Raw genomic sequence first — 16,096 nt, 5'->3', positions numbered from 1 at the left:
GGCCTACGACCGCCCTTCCGTGAGGACTGCGAACACGACTGGGGACTGGGCGTCCCTGAGCGTCGTGGCGAGCGTCGAGACGCGCACACCGCCCGACGCGAAGACCGCCCACGCGTCCCGTCCCGCCGGGGCGAGGGTCAGGGGAGCGTCCAGCGGGAGGCCGGCGCCGCGAAGGCACTCGACCGCGGTCAGCACCCGCGTCGCCGCGGTGCCGAGGCCCTCACCGGTCTCCGCGGAGACCAGCCCGGCCAGCGGCGCGTGCGCGCCGAGCAGCTCAAGCCACTCGGCCTCCGGCCGCTCGGTCACCGGCGCGACGCCGGAGCCAAGCGTGCCCTCGGCGGCGACGCACAGGGTCACGCCCGCCCCGTGGGACGCCGAGACCGCCGGGCCGCCGTCGATCTCAAGCCCGCCGCCGGGAAGGTGCCGGACCTCGACCTGCCGGCCGAGCGCGCGCCCGGCCGCCACGGCCGCACGGGCCAGGCGCTCGGCGTCGCCGTCCGGGCCGTCCGGATGGCGCGGTTCCACCGCGACCGCCACCCGGGCGCCGACCAGGTCCTCCAGCGTGCGCTCCAGGTAGGAGCCGAGGAGCGGGGTCACCCACGGGCCGCGCCCGTCCTTCTTGCGCACCGCCTGAAGGCGCAGGCCCTCCCACCGCTCGACGACCTCGCCCTCCGCCGTGCGCACGGCGATGTCGTAGATGTAGGTGTCACCGACGCGCTCCCGCTCGGTGGCGCAGTAGCGCAGCTCGCCCGCCGCCGCCAGCGCGGCGCCGCCGGGGTGGATCCTGTCGATGCCGACCGGCAGCAACGTGGCGTCCGGCACGCAGACCTGGTTGCCGTGCATCAGCGCGTCGCGCATGCCCGGGTCGCCGAGCAGCAGCTCTCCGGACAGGAAGCCGGCGAACCAGTCCCTGGCCGAAAGCGCCGCCACGTCGGCGTCGACGTGGCGTGCGGCGGCCCTGTGGTAGCGGCGCAGGCGGTGGAACCGCCCGCCCTGGAACAGCACGTCGCCGTACAGCTCGGTCGCCGGGTCCAGCGGCACGACCGGCAGGCCCTCGCCGACCTGGCTCGGCGGGCCCTCCGGCGCCGCCTCGCCGGTGAACCGCAGCCGCGCGCGGAAGTGGTCCACCTCGAAGCCGGTCTCCGCGCTGCGGATGGCCACCTCGAGCGTGTCGTCGTCCTCGGTGACGGTGGCGGCGATCCGGATCGTGGTGCTGCCCTCCGGCGGCACGATGATCGGCCGCAGGAACTCGGCCCGCTCGATCACCGGGACCGCTTCACGGCCGATGGTGGCCGAGGCCACCTGCGTCATGGCCTCCATGCCGAACACGGCCGGGAACAGCAGGTTGCCGTCCAGGAGGTGGTCGGCCAGGTAGAGGTCGGTGCCGGCGTTCATCTCGGCCTCGGTGACGAGCTCGACACCGTGGTAGCGGATCAGCGGCTTGTCGACGAAGCGCAGCAGCGGCAGCGACGGCAGGTCGTAGCGGACGGTGTCGATGCCCTCGGTGCGCCCGCTGATCACCACGACGGTGGGGGCGTCGGGGTCGGCGACCAGCCGCCGCATGATCTGCACCCCCTGCTCGGGGGAGATCGGCGCGATGCCCTTGGCGGCGAGACCCTCGACGACCGAGAGCCGCTCGCCCATGCCGACGTCGGACCAGACGGACCACTCCATGCAGATCGCGCGGCACTGCGGGTGCCGCTCGGCCACCTCACGGGTGAGGTCAGCCAGCCAGTCGTTGGCCGTGGAGTAGTGCGCCTCGCCGTGCAGACCGGCCCGGCCGATAATGCTGCCGAACGACACCAGCAGGCGGAGCCGGCCGGGGTCGACGACGTCGAGCACGTTGCGCAGGCCGTCGACCTTCGGGGCGAAGGTGCGGCGGAAGGCGGCCATGTCGAGGGTCGTCAGGCCTCCGGGCTCGTTGCGCCCCGCGCCGTGCAGCACGGCGGTGACCGGCCCGAGCGCCGCCTCCAGCTCGGCGATCCCGCCGCGCACCGCGGCCGCGTCGGTGACGTCGGCTCGTGCGTAGTGGACCGTCACGCCGGAGTCGGCCATCCTGCGGAGGTTGTCGGCCAGCTCCTGGTCGGCGGCCGGGTCGGAACGGCCCAGCACGGCCAGCTTGGCGCCGGTGTCGGTCGCCACCGCCAGCGCGCACTCGGCCGTGATGCCCTTGCCGCCACCGGTCACCAGCAGCACGTCGCCGCCGTCCAGCGGCAGCTCCGTACGGGCCGGACGTACCGGCATCGCGCGCATCGTCGGCACCCGGCGCACGCCATCGGCGTCGTAGAACGCCTCGGCGAACCTGGTGGTCGACCCCACCTCGGCCACGACCCAGGCGACCGCCTCGGGCGTCGCCGGCACGTGGACGATGGTGGTGCGCAGGTGGGGGGCCTCCAGCTGGAGCGTCTTGGCGAGACCCGCCGCGCCGCGGTCGTGCTGCACCACGACGAACCGGGTGCCGGCCGCGCTCGCGATGGCCGCCTTCGCGCCCAGCAGCGCCTGCTCCAGGTGCTCCTCGGCGCAGTCCTGCGGAAGGACGACCAGCACGCCGGAGCCGACCTTGCCGCCTTCGAGCGCCTGCCGCAGCGGCGCGGCGAGCGGGGAGTCGCCTGCCGCGTAGAGCTGCCACTGGCCGTTCTCCTGGGGCGAGGTCCGCGCCGGGAGGCGCAGCTCGTCCAGGTCGACGGCGAAGGGCCGAGCCCACGACGCGGCGCCCGCCACCAGCGAAGCCGGGGCGGCCTCGGCGGAACCGGCGTTGGCCGCCAGCGCGTCGAGCGCCTCCGACAGCTCGCGCAGGCTCGCCGTGGCGAGGTTGGTCGGCGCCTGGGAGGCGGGCACGCCCAGCTTCTGGGTGGCCTGGTCGATGATGTGCATCACCGTGACCGAGCTGAGGTGCAGCTCGTCCAGCGGCCTGCTGTCCTCGCTCACCATCTCCAGCGGCAGCTCCGCGCGCTCGGCGGCCAGGCGCCGCAGCAGGTCGATGCTCGACTCCGCCGCGTCCCCAACGCCCTGCGCCGCCGTGTCGCCGGCGACGGCGGGGGCCGCCTTCAGCGGCTCCTCGGCCCGCCGGGCGGTGGCCGCGATGGTCACCTGCGGCGCCTTCTCGACGGGGCTCTGGAAGTAGCTGAACTCGGTGCCGACCTCCAGCGGCCGGACCAGCCGGCCGTGGAACAGCTCCTCGTGCACGATCGGGACACCGGCGACATAAGCCGCGCCGGCCACCCGGAGCAGCCCGGTCAGCGACTCGTCGTCGGTGTCCAGCGCGACGGCCGGGACGTCCGTGACGGACGCCGCCAGCCCGCTGAGCACCCGGCCTGGACCGACCTCGATGAGCAGGTCCATGTCCTTGGCGGCGGCCTCCACGGCCTGGGTGAACAGGACCGGGTCGGTGATCTGGCCGCGCAGCAGCGCCGGGATGTCGGTGTCCGGAGTAAGCGTCACCCCGGTCACCGTGGAGACGATCGGCCGGTCGATCGGACCGAAGTCCTCCCCGGCCAGGTGCTCGCCGAACTCCTCGGCCGCCGGTGCGACGAGCGGGGAGTGGAAGGCGTGCGACACCGGCAGCTTGGTCCACTTCAGGCCCGCGCCGGCGGCCTTGCGGCCGAACTCCTCGATCGCGTCGACCGGTCCGGCGACGACGGTCTGGTCGGGACCGTTGTACCCGGCGATGACGACGGGCAGCTCGCCCGCCAGCTCGGTGACCGTGTCGGGGGTGGCGCGGACGCTGGCCATGGTGCCCGAGGCGCTGTGCTCGGTCATGGCCTTGCCGCGGACGCCCGCGACCCGCAGCAGGGTCTCCTCGTCCATCGCGCCGGCCCAGTGCAGGGCGGAGATCTCGCCCAGGCTGTGCCCGACCGCGACGTCCGCCTCCACACCGATCGCGGCCAGCGCGCGCAGGCCGGCCATGGAGCCGGTCACGATGCGCGGCTGGGCGACCGCCGTGGCGACCATGTCGCCGGTGGTGGGCAGGTTCGCCTTGACGTAGATCTCCTCGACCTCGGCGAAGCGCCGGCGCAGCGCGCCGCCGCTGGTGCCGCGGCCCGAGCCCTGTCCCGGGAAGAGGAAGCCCACCCGGCCCGGCCCGTCGGCCTGGCCGAAGAAGGCGCGGCCGTCGGGGGCGAACAGGCTGGTCTCGCCCTCGTCGAGCGCGGTCAGCACCCGCTTGAGCTGCCGCTCGGCGTCCTCGGGCGAGGACACCACGACGGCGGCCCGGTACGGCGACTCGCGCAGGTCGCGCTGCAGGGTGGCGGCGAGGTCGGAGAGCTGGCCGTACGACACCTTGATCACGAAGTCAGCCAGCTCGGCGACCCGCTCGCGAAGCGCCTGCGGCGAGGCGGCGTCGGCGAGGAGCAGTTCCGCGTCCTGCAGGGAGGAGGCCAGGCTCTTGGTGCGCGTCGAGAGCGGCGCGCGCTTGCGTGGCCCGGACTTCTCCAGCACGACGTGGGTGTTGATGCCGCCGAAGCCCATGGCGGTGATGCCGGCGCGCACGGGCGCCCCGGCCGGCCAGGGCTCGGCCTTGCGAAGGACGCGCAGCGTCGCCGACTCGCTGGTCAGGATGTCGTGCGGGTCGACGCAGCCGATGGCCGGCGGGAGCACCTGCTCGTGCACCGCCATGGCGGCCTTGATCAGGCCGGCGACGCCGGCCGCGGCCTTGGCGTGCCCGATCATTCCCTTGATGGAGGTGACCGCCGCGCGCGTGGCGCCGGGGTCGGCCTCGGCCCGGGCCTCGGACAGCGCCGTGAGCTCGGTGGCGTCCCCGACGGGGGTGCCGGTGCCGTGGCCCTCGAACAGCTCCACGGTCTCGACGCCGAAGCCGGCGCGCTCGTAGGCCCGGCGCATGGCGAGCTTGTAGCCGCTGACCTCGGGCCGGGTGATGCCACCCTTGCCGTCGGAGGAGATGCCCCACCCGGCGATGGTCGCGTAGATGCGGTGACGGGCCTTGACGGCCTCCTCCTCGCGCATCAGCACGATCATGCCGCAGCCCTCGCCCGGCCAGAAACCGTTGGAGTGCCGGTCGTACAGGCGCATCTCGCTCTTGGCGAGGGCTCCGGTCTTGGCGAAGCCCACGATCTCGAACGGGTCGATCGAGAGGTCGACGCCGCCGACGATGGCCACGTCGATCTCGTTGTCGATCAGCGCCTTGCACCCGGTCGTCACCGACAGCAGCGACGAGGAGCAGGCGCCGTCGACGGTGTAGCCGCCGCCGTTGAGGTCGAAGTAGTTGCAGATGCGCCCGGCGATGGTGTTGGACAGGCCGCCGGCCAGGGTGTCCTCGTCGATGGAGGGGAACGGGCTCTTGTAGGTGGTCTCAAGGTCGGCCAGGAAGGTGGCCAGCCGCTCGTCGTCCCAGCCCTGCTCCTTGAGCACCGCGGCCACCGTGCGGCGCACGTACGGCCAGCGCAGGCGCATCACGTTGGCGCGGGTGAACTCGCCGGTGAGGGTGTTGCCCACGATGACGCCGGTGCGCTCCCGGGGCAGGCCCTCCGCCCCGGGGAAGCCCGCGTCGGCCAGGGCGAGGCCCGCCATGTCGAGCGCGAGCCAGTGGGTGAGGTCGGTGGAGCGGTACGTGCTGCCGCCGATCTTGTAACCGACACGGTCGAACTCGTAGCCCTCGATGACCGCCGCGGTGCGCGCGTAGAAGGTGTCCGGGTGCGCCGGGTCGGCGTCCCAGTAGTCCTCCAGGCGCATGCGCACGTCGGGCAGTCTCCGGAACGCGCGGCGACCGGCGAGAGCGTTTTCCCACAGCTCTCTCGGCGATGTGGCGTCCGGGTACCGGCACGCCATGCCGACGATCGCGATCCTGGTCATACGGTCGCGACCTCTTTCCCTGTGGCCGGGACCCGCTCTACGGGCACCTCGGAGACGGCCTGGCGGGCCTGGGCCTCACGCTGCTCGCGCGCCTTGTTGACGAAGTGCAGCGCCCAGAAGAACCCGCCGCGGATGGCGCAGACGCCGGCCGTGGCGAAGAAGAGCGCGTAGGAGATGTGCACCGCGGTCAGCAGGCCGTAGAGCAGGGCGATGCCGCCGCCGAAGGCGACCTGGGAGGCCGGTTTCGACGGGCTGGTGCCCGGGTCGGTGACCATGTAGTTGCTGAAGAGCACGAACGCGACGCCGGTCATCATCCCGAGTGCCGCCGGTATCGAGGTTCCGAAGAAGAGGCCTCGCACGATGGCCTGGAGGGCGAAGACGCCCACCCAGCCGAGGATCAGCGGCATGCGGTTCGTCAGCTTCCCGTTCAGCATCGTGCCGCCGACGATGATGATCCCGGGGATGATCCAGTCGAACCAGGTGTCGGTGTGCTCGGTGAAGTGGTACGGCGGTGCGATGCTGGCCCAGGGCAGGAGCAGCAGGATGACCGCGATGCCGAAGTTCGACGGGTTCATGAAGTGCCGCATGCGGCCCTTGACCGGAGCTCGCAGCACCCACTTGGCGCCGACCGCGACGACGACTCCGAAGAGCAGCACCAGGATCTGGTCGTTGACGTAGATCAGCATGTTCATCGCGAGGGATGTGATGTGCGCCGGGTACAGGAACTGCATCAGGCCGCGGAACCCCAGCCCCGTGTAGCGCGGAGCGCGCTTCTCGACCTTGGCTCCGATGTACTCCAGCCCGATCTCGGTGGCGTAGCCCGTGGCGAGGGCGAAGAACGGCCACAGCCAGGGCTGCTCGAACCCGAGGACGGTGTATCCGAAGATGTTGAAGACGGAGATCGAGATCGCGAAGTTGCGCAGCGCGATGATCACCTTGGGGTCGTGACGCGGCGCGGCGGCCTTCGTTTCAGCGGGGGCCTTCGTTTCAGCCATGTCGATCACTTCTCCTTGGCCTGCTGGCCGAGCACGAGCGAGTGCCAGCCCGTGGTCAGCTGAAGATCCTGGTCGTGTACCTGTCCTGTGCGGTCGCGCCAGCGGAGGTGCACCTGCACCGGCCCGGTGACGTTCTGGCCCAGTCCGATGTGGACGTCGGTGGAGCGCCGGCCGGAGTGGCCGCTGCTGCCGTCGACGCGGCCGATGAACGAGCGGCCGTCCGCCGTCTTCACCGTGACCTGGGCGCCGGTGGCCGGTGAGCCGGGAGCCGGGAGCGTCCCCGCGACCGGAGCCTGGTCCCGGGTGAGCCGCAGCCCGAGGTACGCGCCGGAGGAGGGGCTCTGGTTCTGGTAGAAGACCGGCTCGCCCCACTGCCTGGCGACGGCGAAGTCGACGAGGCCGTCACCGTCGGAGTCGCCGGTGGCGATGCCGCGGGTGGGCACCGGGATGGCGAGGCCGAGCTGGGGGGCGAGGTCGACGTAGCGTCCCGTCGGGCCCTTGGCGAAGAAGTGCAGCGTCTGGTTCCCGCCGATGTCGTCGCCCGCCTGCGCGTTCGGCCACCAGAAGGGGTTCTGCAGCAGCTGGTCGTTGGCCGTGGCCAGCTCCTGGAGCTGCGGCCACCGGTCGGTCTGGCCCTTCACGAACCCGGTCGCCTGGGCGATCGCCAGCTCACCGGCGTTGTTGAAGTCCTCCATCTTGACGTCCCAGCCCCAGCCCGACCACGCGGTGCCGGAGGGGGCGCTCTCGTCCACCCACGGCGCCTCGCCGGCGCGCAGCTTGGCGCGCAGGTCGGCCTGGTTCTTGGCCGTGGACATGAACTGGAAGTTGCTCTCCTCGATGCCCCACGACGTCGTGATGTTGCTGACGAACATGTCGAAGATGCCGTCGTGGTTGAGGTCGCCGAAGTCCACGCCCATGCCCTTGAAGGAGTCGTGGCCGATCGTCTTGGACTTGGGGATCAGCGGCGTGCGGACGCCCTCGACGGGCGAGAGCTTGATGTGCCCCGGGGTGGACTGGTTGTAGAACATCCGGTCCGGGCCGAAGTCGTTCGCGAGGTAGAGCTCGGGAAGCTGGTCGCCGTCCAGGTCGGCCGCGGCGGCTCCGAGCTCCCAGCCCTTCGACGCCTCCTTCGACAGGACGTTGTCCAGGCGCTCGTAGGTGACCGAGGGATTGTCGCCCGTGGTCGCCCCGGTCCAGCGGAAGAAGTAGTCCTCGCCGCCGTTGTGGCCGTCCGACATCGAGTGGTTCATGTGGACGCCGCCGGCCACGGTGGAGTCGAGAACCGGGCTGTCGGCGAAGTAGTTGCCGATGAAGATGTCGTCGTGGCCGTCCCCGTCGAAGTCGGCGACGGTGGCGGTGTTGCTGTTCCACTGCGGGCCGGTGTACTGGCCGTTGGTGGAGTTCGCGCCCGGCACCAGCTCGGTCGGCTGGTAAGCGTCGGCGCTCAGCTTGGTCGCGTTCGGCTTCGCCAGGTACAGGATCGGGGTGCGGCCCCACATGTAGACCAGCAGGTCGAGGCGGCCGTCCTCGTTGTAGTCGCCGGGGACGCAGCCCATGGGCGCCATGTGGTCGTTCATCGGCAGCGCGCCGGGGTTCAGGGCGAACGGCGCGTACCGGTCGGAGCGGGCACCCGGGGTCGGCGTCACGACGACCTGGTCGGTGCGCGTGTCGACGAGGCAGAGGTCGTTGGAAAGCCCGTCACCGTCGAGGTCGTTCATCGCGATCGCCGCACCGACCGAGGAGATCCACGCGTCGATGTGCTTGTAGTCCTGGTTCACCTTGCGGATCGTCCGCTCGGTGTATCCACTGGGCAGGGCGATCGACAACGGCTTGAACGCGAACTTGCTCGCGATGGCCGAGGTCTCGGCCGCGGAGTACGAGGGCAGGCGGGCGATCAAGAAGACGCTCGTGACCAGCACGAGGGCGACGATTCCCGGTAGCTGCCTGCGCAGCCAGCCAAGGGTCGCAGTCACGGGCTAACACCTCCAAGAGAGACAAATTGGTCGGCAATCCGCCGGCGCCACACTTCATAGGCCGGCACATCACCCTGGATCCGCTGGTCGGGGCGGGATTCGTTGCTGATCCGCGCCGCCTGCTCCGGCGTCACGCCGCAGAACACCCGGGTGGCGATCTCCGTGGCGGGCACCACCAGTCCCGGCTTCACCCGGGCCTCGGCCGCGAAGGCGGAGCCCTGGGCGAGCTGCGGGCGGTACACGCCCGCCCGGTCCCTGAACGCCCGCAGCTCGTCCTCTTCGGCGCCGCAGGCATAGGTGGCCGCCAGCCCGGCGCCCGCGTAGAGGTCGCCTCGCCGGTGCTCGGGGAACCGGTTGATCATCGTGGTGACCACGTCGACGTCGGTGCCCCCGACGAACCACATGGCCCGCCCGATGCCCTGGTCGATGACGCGGTTGGCGTACCCCTGCGGGGCGTCGGCCGGCCACGGGAAGCCCGGGTCCTGGTACTGCCCGTGCACGTACTGGTCGGTGCGGAAGTAGGCCTGGTGGAACCCGTATCCGTCGAGCGCCAGGTACCGCAGCAGCGGGTCGGGCGCGTAGAGCTTGGACCACAGGAACCTCGGCAGCCGCGCCATCGCCCAGCCGACGCCGACGTAGACCAGGTAGATCTGGGCGTCACCCCGCCGCCCGGCGAGGAAGCCGGCGACCTTCGGCCCGCGCGAGAGCGGCGTCGCGTCGAGGATGGCGAACCCCATGCCCGCGCCCTCGTAGGCGAAGCCCCGGAACCGCTCCGGAATCTCCTCCAGACGCTCCTCGGCCTCGGCGGGCGTACGGGCCTCCGCCGCGTAGGCGTAACCGGTGAGGAACGTCTCGCCGACCTTCTCCAACAGGTCTCGGGCTTCCGGGCTCTTCACGTGGAAACCACGTGTCGAGAGCTTCGTCTCCGAGACGTTGGGTGTCAGAATACGGCTTCTCAATGACCGTAGAATGCTGGCCAATTGCCTCTCCCTCCCCTCGGGGGTTTCCCCTTCACCGTGGGGTCATCTTTACCTAAATGTAGCCATATAGGCTGACTTCGGGTCCACTTCAAACGTGCTCAGCAGAAAGCGGGAACCGTTTTCCGGGCATGCTCGAATGAGCCGCCGGGCCAAAAGGATCCCGCCCCACGCGAGAATCGCCGTACGCCGTCAAGCGGCGGCCGTGTCAGCTCGGGACACGGTCTCCCGACGAAATGAAATGCGCGCTTATCGCGCGCCGCCACAATTCATATGCTGGAACCGATTCGGTTCCGCCGGACTCCACGGCGGTGCTGTCGGCGAGCGCCACGGCGCCCTCCATCGACAGGTCGGCCAGGATGGCGGCGGCCATCTCGGTGTGCTGCGGCACGAAGCCGGCGAAGTCGCGCGCCTTGGCCGCGAAGACCACACCCTGGGCCAGCTCGGGATGGTGGTCGCCTGCCGCGCGGCGCAGCGCGGTGAGCCCCTCGGCCACGGAACCGCCGGCGAACGTCGCCGCCAGACCGACCCCGCTCCACAGGTCGGCCTGCCGGTGAGCCGCGAAACCCCCCACCCTGGCGGCGATGTCGGGGACCCGCCCCGCGTGGATGAACCACAGCGCGCGGCCGATGCCCTGGTCGACGGCCCGCAGGAAGTAGTCGGGAGACCCTTCCCAGGCGTAGGGGGTGGGGACGCGCTGCTCGTCGACCCAGCGCCGGGTGTCGAAGTAGGCGCGGTCGAAGCCGTACCCGTCCACCGCCAGCCAGCTCATGGTCGGGTAGTACGCCGACCCGCTCAGGTCCGGCATGATCTTCTTCCACAGCGGCCTGGGCAGCCGTGCCATGGCGAAGCCGATGCCGATGTAGGTGAGGAAGATGTGCGGCTGCCCGGGGCCGAGGAGCAGATCGCGGGTGCGGGTGCCCCGGCCGCCGCCCATCGAGTCGACGATCGTGAAAGCCATCGTCGCGCCCTCGTAGGCGAATCCGCGCAATTCCTGGTCGACCATGCTCAGCCGGCGCTCGACCTCCCACTGGTCACGCGCGTCGATTCCCCATTCGAATCCACAGATCACCGCCTGGGGAATGGCCTCCAGCTTGCGCGTTGCGGGCGACGGCGTGGAAGGGAAACCGCGCACGCTGAAAGTCACGTCGGCCAGCGACGGAGTCAGCACGAGCCTGCGCAGGGAACCTAACAGGGTTGGCATAATGCTCCTCGTCTTTTCGCCGCCAGCCGATGACGGTTACTCACACCAGCGTGACCATTTAATGGTCATATGCCGATCGTTGCGGCACATCTCCCTGATTGCGGTGCTAAGTAATGATCTGTAGTGAATCGTGTTACCGGTACTCAGAAAGAAAGAAGCCCCCGCGGAAGCAGGGGCTTCGATGGAACAGAGCGGGGTCCCCCCTAGCCGGTCCACCCGCTGACGCGCCACGCGGCGGGGCTGGAGCTCGGCGCGGCCGGCCGGCGCGCGGAGCGGGCGCCGTCGACCCACGCGGAGGCCGCGGACGCCGCCGCCGCGCGAGCGGCGGAGGCGGCGCGGGCGTTCAGGACGGTGATGAGCGCCGCCAGTTCCTCCGGTGTCGGATTGCCGCGGATCACCCTCAGGTACAAGCTCTGCGCCATGTCGTACCTCCGGTCGGGACCCGCCCTCTTCAGCGCTCTTATGAGGGTCGCCCCCGGGCCGGGAGGGCCGCAACTTCTCGAATGCGCAGTTGGAACCTGATTCCCGGCGCGCGCCAAGCGGCGGCGTGTCAAGCGCCGGGCGTGGCAGGAAGCGGCGGCGGCGGGGCAGCTTGCTGACTCGGCGAGCCCTGTCCCGCCGGTAGCGAAAAGCGCAGAGTTGGTGGTGCGAGAACGAATGACAGCCGAGAAGAGGGGTCAAGACAATGACGAACGCAGTGGCCTTTCCCACCCGCGGGAACATCGCCCTCGAATTGCCCGCCGTCGCCGAGCCCGCCGACCACACATGTGGGCTCGAATGGCCCGAACGCCCCCCGCTGGTTCCCATGGGCCCCGCGGGCGCCGCGTCGCCGCACATCGAACTGAACACCGACGAGCCGGGAATTCGCGGCCTGTTCCGTTTCCGCCCGGAGACGGCTCTTCCTTTGAACGCGCTTTCCGAGGTGCTGCTGTGCGGGGAGAGCACGCTGACCCGCGGTGAACGCGAATTGATCGCGGCCTATGTCTCCGCGCTGAACCAGTGCAGGTTCTGCTTCTACACCCACGCGGCATTCGCGGCCGTACGGGCTCCCGAGGGCATGACATTGGTGGAGCAGGTATGCGCCGACCTCGAGTCGGCGCCGGTCTCCGACAAGCTCAAGGCCCTGCTGGCCATCGCAGGGGCGGTCCAGGAGGGCGGGAAGCGGGTCTCCAGGCAGCACGTGGCCGAGGCGAGGGCGGCGGGCGCGTCGGACACCGAGATCCACGACACCGTGCTCATCGCCGCGGCGTTCTGCATGTACAACCGCTACGTCGACGGCCTGTCCACCTTCGCCCCCGACGACCCCGCCGTCTACGCCGCACGGGCCAAGATGACGGGCGGATACCTCGCCGTACTGGCCGAATCGCAGCGTCAGGCGTCATGACAGGGCCACCCGGCTCGCCGCGACCTCCGACCTCTGGGTCCGCGTGAGCCGGGTGGCCGTGCGCCGCGCGCGTTTACGAGAAGAAGTCGTCGATCACATAGGAATCGTACGGGAAGCTCCAGCGCTCCGCGATTTTGCCGTCGACGATGCGGAATACGTGAACACCCCGCCCGTCGAGGATCTTGCCGTCACGATTTCCCCGGATACGGAGCAGGACCGCCACGTGCTCGTCATCGGCGAGAAACGCGTCGGGGTCGTACCGCAGGGAACTGCCGGTCTGGTCCCCGAGCTTTCCGAGATAAGTTAATACGTCCGCCTTGCCGGTGTGGTCGCCTGCCAGTGAACCCTGGCCGGGCACGTGGAATACCACGTCTTCCGCGAGCAGGTTGTCGCGAATGTAGTCCAGGTCACCCTTGGCGATCGCGTCGTAACTCTCGCGAGCGGGGTTGACGTTGGGATGTTCGGACATGAACGGCCTCCTGGAGATGGTGCGGATCTTTTGGGGGGCGACGGTGACGCTACGCCTGGCCGTGAGAGCAAACAAGAGAGTTAGGACAGACTTACCATATGGTCACGTCCCGGTAACGACGCCGGGAAAGACCCCGGCCACCATTGAGGAGGCGCGGAGAGACCGCCCGTTGACATCGGGGCCATCCGGTAGCGAACATGAGCGTCTGTCGGATGGATCTGTTCGCCCACGACTGCGAGTGAGGAGTCCCCTCCTCGCCGGTGAGGAATCGACCATGCCCCACATCAGCCTCAACTCAGATGAACCGGGGATCCGTGGCCTGTTCCGTTTCCGTCCGGAGACGGCCCGCCCGCTCAACGAGCTGGTGGAGGTGCTGCTCCGTCAGGAGAGCACCCTTTCCCGGGGCGAGCGGGAGCTGATCGCGGCGTATGTGTCCGCGCTGAACCAGTGCCGCTACTGCTACTCCTCCCACGCCGCCTACGCGGCGGCGCAGCTCCCCGAGGGCATGGAACTGGTGGAGCAGGTCCGCGCCGACCTCGACGCCGCGCCCGTGTCCGACAAGCTGAGGGCCCTGCTCGCCATCGCCGGCGCGGTCCAGCGGAGCGGGCGTGAGGTCGGCGACAAGGACGTCGCCGAGGCCCGCGCGGCGGGAGCCACTGACCTGGAGATCCACGACACCGTGCTGATCGCCGCGGCGTTCTGCATGTACAACCGCTACGTCGACGGCCTCGCGACCATCGCCCCCGATGATCCCGCAGGCTACGCCGCCCGGGCGAGACGGATCGTCTCGGACGGCTATCTGGGGCTGCTCGCCGAGTCACAGCGCCAGGCCTGACACCATCCGACGTCAGTCGACGCCCGCCCCACCCCCCGAAAGAGCGCCGAGCAGACGCGTACGCCCGACCGACGTCCGTGGAGGAGACCCATGGCCAGCCACTCAAGCGCGTTACCCCCCAGAGCGGACCTGCTGACGTCGCTGAACACCGACTACCACCGCGCCGGGCTGAACGTCTTCCTGGTGATCGTGCTGGCGCACTGGGCCGAGCACGTGGCGCAGGCGATCCAGATCTACGCCCTGGGCTGGCCGGTGCCCGAGGCGCGCGGCGTGCTCGGACGGCCGTTCCCGTGGCTGGTGACCTCCGAGTGGATGCACTACGGATACGCGCTGGTCATGCTCGTCGGGCTGATCGTGCTCCGCAAGGGCTTCACCGGCCGCTCCCGCACCTGGTGGAACATCTCGCTGGGCATCCAGGTGTGGCACCACCTGGAGCACCTGCTGCTGCTCCTCCAGGCGCTCACCGGCTACCACCTGCTGGGCAGGCCGGTGCCGACCAGCATGATCCAGCTGCTGGTGCCCCGCGTCGAGCTGCACCTGTTCTACAACGCGATCGTGTTCGCGCCCATGGTGGTGGCCATGTGGCTGCACCGCAGGCCCACCCCCTCGGAGCGGGCGTCGATGAACTGCCGCTGCGCGACCGCCGCGGCCTGAACGACGCGAGCCCCGGAAGATCCCTGTCCTCGACGCACATGGAGTGCTCATGCCCTTTGTCGCATCGGCCGCCGGCTCACCCGGCACCGCGGCTCCGCCCCGCCACCGCCCGCAGGCCGCCCGGCCGCTGAGCAGGCCGGCCCGGGCGGAGCGTGAGGTCCGATGACGACATCAGGCGAGCACGTCCACCGTTACCTGATCATCGGTGCCGGCCCGGGCGGGCTGCAGCTCAGCTATTTCCTGCGGCGCGCCGGGGCCGACTACCTCACCCTGGAACGCGAGGAATCCCCCGGCGGCTTCTTCCGCCGCTACCCGCGCCACCGCAGGCTCATCTCGCTGAACAAGGTGCACACCGGCGAGAAGGACCCGGAGATCGCCCTGCGCTGGGACTGGAACTCCCTGCTCAACGACTCACCCGACCTGATGTTCCCCCGCTACTCGCAGGAGTACTTCCCGAAGGCGGACGACCTGGTGCGCTACCTCGCCGACTTCCAGCGGGAGCACGCGCTCAACGTCCGGTACTCCACATGCGTCGACCGCGTCGAGAAGGTCGACGGGCGCTTCGTCGTGCACGCGGGGGACGAGGTGTTCCGCGCCGAATGCCTGATCATGGCCACCGGCTGGGGCGGCCCGCACATCCCCGACATCCCCGGCATCGAGCTGGCCGTGGGATACGAGGACATCTCGGTGTCCGCGGAGGACTTCACCGACAAGCGCGTGCTGATCATCGGCAAGGGCAACTCGGCGTTCGAGACCGCCCAGGCCATACTCGGTCAGGCCGCCATCATCCACCTGGCCAGCCCCAGCCCCGTACGGCTCGCGTGGACGAGCAAGCACCCCGGTCACGTGCGTGGCCAGTACGGCGCGCTGCTCGACAGCTACTGGTTCAAGACCCTGCACGGCGTGCTCGAATGCCAGGTCGACCGCATCTGGCGCGAGGGCGACCGCTACAAGGCCGCGATCACCTACACCCTCGCCGAAGGAGAGCAGGCGGTCCTGGAATACGACGCGGTGCTGCGCTGCACGGGCTTCACCATGGACACCGGCCTGTTCGACGCCTCCTGCATGCCCGAGCTCGCCCCGAACGGGCGGATGCCGGCGATCCACCCGGACTTCCAGTCGGCGAACGTCGAGGGACTGTACTTCGCCGGCACCCTGATGCAGGCCCGCGACTTCAAGCGCGCCTCCTCCGCCTTCATCGACGGGTTCCGCTACAACCTGCGCACGCTGGCCGCCCTCCTCGCCGAGCGCTACGACGAGGCGCCGCTGCGCCAGGAGGTGCTGCCGGTCGACCCCGGCCGGCTCACCGCGACCATGCTGGACCGGGTCAACTACAGCTCGGCGCTGTGGACGCAGTTCGAGTACCTGTGCGACGTGTACGTCGTCGACGAGGCGGCCGGGCAGATCCTGCACTACGAGGACCTGCCCGAGGACTACGCGGTCGAGCGGTTCGCCGGCCACCCGCTATACTTCACCGTCACCCTGCGATGGGGACGGCAGGACTACGGCGACGTGTTCGCGATCCAGCGGCACCCGACCCCGGAGCGGGCGCACGAGAGCGCCTTCCTGCACCCGGTCGTCCGGGCTTGGCGGCATCGCGAGCAGGTCGGCGAGCGGCACCTGCTCGAGGACCTGCTGGCCCAGTGGCGCGACCCGGTCAGGCACGTACAGCCGCTGCGCGCGTTCCTCGCCGCCCGACTCGGCGCGCGGGAAGACCTGTCGGACGACCCCGCCTGAGCCGGCGGGAGCCCGTCGGACAAGCCCGCCTGAGCTCGCTGGAGCGCGTCGGACGAGCCC

11 protein-coding genes are annotated in these 16,096 nt (G+C 70.4%); 4 read left to right on the top strand and 7 right to left on the bottom strand.

Annotation, left to right across the window (positions count from 1 at the left end):
• Positions 1-3: 3 nt before the first annotated feature.
• From ACOZ38_RS11015 to ACOZ38_RS10990, 6 genes are all read right to left on the bottom strand, one after another.
• Positions 4-5,808, bottom strand: coding sequence for a type I polyketide synthase (locus tag ACOZ38_RS11015; protein WP_424530110.1), 5,805 nt, complete (start codon positions 5,806-5,808; stop codon positions 4-6).
• Positions 5,805-6,803, bottom strand: coding sequence for an enediyne biosynthesis protein (locus ACOZ38_RS11010; protein WP_424530108.1), 999 nt, complete (start codon positions 6,801-6,803; stop codon positions 5,805-5,807). The genes ACOZ38_RS11015 and ACOZ38_RS11010 overlap by 4 nt, the downstream gene beginning before the upstream one ends.
• A 5-nt stretch (positions 6,804-6,808) precedes the next feature.
• The gene (locus tag ACOZ38_RS11005) at positions 6,809-8,776 is read right to left on the bottom strand and encodes a CRTAC1 family protein (protein ID WP_424530107.1); all 1,968 of its coding nucleotides are present in this window, start codon (positions 8,774-8,776) and stop codon (positions 6,809-6,811) included.
• Positions 8,773-9,735 carry a DUF1702 family protein gene (locus ACOZ38_RS11000; RefSeq protein WP_424530105.1) on the bottom strand — a complete coding sequence of 321 codons (963 nt, stop codon included), beginning with the start codon at positions 9,733-9,735 and terminating at the stop codon, positions 8,773-8,775. Before ACOZ38_RS11000 ends, ACOZ38_RS11005 begins: the two co-directional genes overlap by 4 nt.
• A gap of 226 nt (positions 9,736-9,961) precedes the next feature.
• Entirely contained in the window at positions 9,962-10,957 is a 996-nt protein-coding gene (locus ACOZ38_RS10995) for a DUF1702 family protein (protein ID WP_405146021.1), read from the bottom strand.
• Between the two features lie 203 nt (positions 10,958-11,160).
• Positions 11,161-11,379 carry an acyl-CoA carboxylase subunit epsilon gene (locus ACOZ38_RS10990; protein ID WP_424530103.1) on the bottom strand — a complete coding sequence of 73 codons (219 nt, stop codon included), beginning with the start codon at positions 11,377-11,379 and terminating at the stop codon, positions 11,161-11,163.
• Between the two features lie 263 nt (positions 11,380-11,642).
• Here ACOZ38_RS10990 and ACOZ38_RS10985 point away from each other — a divergent pair, with 263 nt between their 5' ends.
• Entirely contained in the window at positions 11,643-12,341 is a 699-nt protein-coding gene (locus ACOZ38_RS10985) for a carboxymuconolactone decarboxylase family protein (RefSeq protein WP_424530102.1), read from the top strand.
• A gap of 73 nt (positions 12,342-12,414) precedes the next feature.
• On the opposite strand, the gene ACOZ38_RS10980 is transcribed toward ACOZ38_RS10985, so the two are convergent.
• Positions 12,415-12,810 carry a nuclear transport factor 2 family protein gene (locus ACOZ38_RS10980; RefSeq protein WP_424530100.1) on the bottom strand — a complete coding sequence of 132 codons (396 nt, stop codon included), beginning with the start codon at positions 12,808-12,810 and terminating at the stop codon, positions 12,415-12,417.
• A gap of 274 nt (positions 12,811-13,084) precedes the next feature.
• Here ACOZ38_RS10980 and ACOZ38_RS10975 point away from each other — a divergent pair, with 274 nt between their 5' ends.
• From ACOZ38_RS10975 to ACOZ38_RS10965, 3 genes are all read left to right on the top strand, one after another.
• On the top strand, positions 13,085-13,645 hold the full coding sequence (locus ACOZ38_RS10975; RefSeq protein ID WP_405146013.1) for a carboxymuconolactone decarboxylase family protein: 561 nt from the start codon (positions 13,085-13,087) through the stop codon (positions 13,643-13,645).
• 90 nt (positions 13,646-13,735) lie between these two features.
• Positions 13,736-14,299, top strand: coding sequence for a hypothetical protein (locus ACOZ38_RS10970; protein WP_424530098.1), 564 nt, complete (start codon positions 13,736-13,738; stop codon positions 14,297-14,299).
• Positions 14,300-14,461: 162 nt separating this feature from the next.
• Positions 14,462-16,036, top strand: a complete 1,575-nt coding sequence (locus tag ACOZ38_RS10965) for an NAD(P)-binding domain-containing protein (RefSeq protein ID WP_424530096.1) — start codon at positions 14,462-14,464, stop codon at positions 16,034-16,036.
• Positions 16,037-16,096 lie beyond the last annotated feature (60 nt).

The sequence above is a fragment of the Sphaerisporangium viridialbum genome (assembly GCF_049674955.1).
GTDB classification, from domain to species: Bacteria; Actinomycetota; Actinomycetes; order Streptosporangiales; family Streptosporangiaceae; genus Sphaerisporangium; species Sphaerisporangium viridialbum.
The sequence above is the reverse complement of the archived record's forward strand: the minus strand, read 5'-3'. Positions and strand labels throughout refer to the sequence as shown.

What these genes read in the sequence shown, in the direction of transcription:
- ACOZ38_RS10970 (WP_424530098.1), top strand. Translation starts at nt 13,736, where the DNA reads ATGGCCAGCCACTCAAGCGCGTTACCCCCCAGAGCGGACCTGCTGACG.
- ACOZ38_RS10985 (WP_424530102.1), top strand. Translation starts at nt 11,643, where the DNA reads ATGACGAACGCAGTGGCCTTTCCCACCCGCGGGAACATCGCCCTCGAA.
- ACOZ38_RS10980 (WP_424530100.1), bottom strand. Translation starts at nt 12,810, where the DNA reads ATGTCCGAACATCCCAACGTCAACCCCGCTCGCGAGAGTTACGACGCG.
- ACOZ38_RS10990 (WP_424530103.1), bottom strand. Translation starts at nt 11,379, where the DNA reads ATGGCGCAGAGCTTGTACCTGAGGGTGATCCGCGGCAATCCGACACCG.
- ACOZ38_RS11010 (WP_424530108.1), bottom strand. Translation starts at nt 6,803, where the DNA reads ATGGCTGAAACGAAGGCCCCCGCTGAAACGAAGGCCGCCGCGCCGCGT.
- ACOZ38_RS10975 (WP_405146013.1), top strand. Translation starts at nt 13,085, where the DNA reads ATGCCCCACATCAGCCTCAACTCAGATGAACCGGGGATCCGTGGCCTG.
- ACOZ38_RS10965 (WP_424530096.1), top strand. Translation starts at nt 14,462, where the DNA reads ATGACGACATCAGGCGAGCACGTCCACCGTTACCTGATCATCGGTGCC.
- ACOZ38_RS11015 (WP_424530110.1), bottom strand. Translation starts at nt 5,808, where the DNA reads ATGACCAGGATCGCGATCGTCGGCATGGCGTGCCGGTACCCGGACGCC.
- ACOZ38_RS10995 (WP_405146021.1), bottom strand. Translation starts at nt 10,957, where the DNA reads ATGCCAACCCTGTTAGGTTCCCTGCGCAGGCTCGTGCTGACTCCGTCG.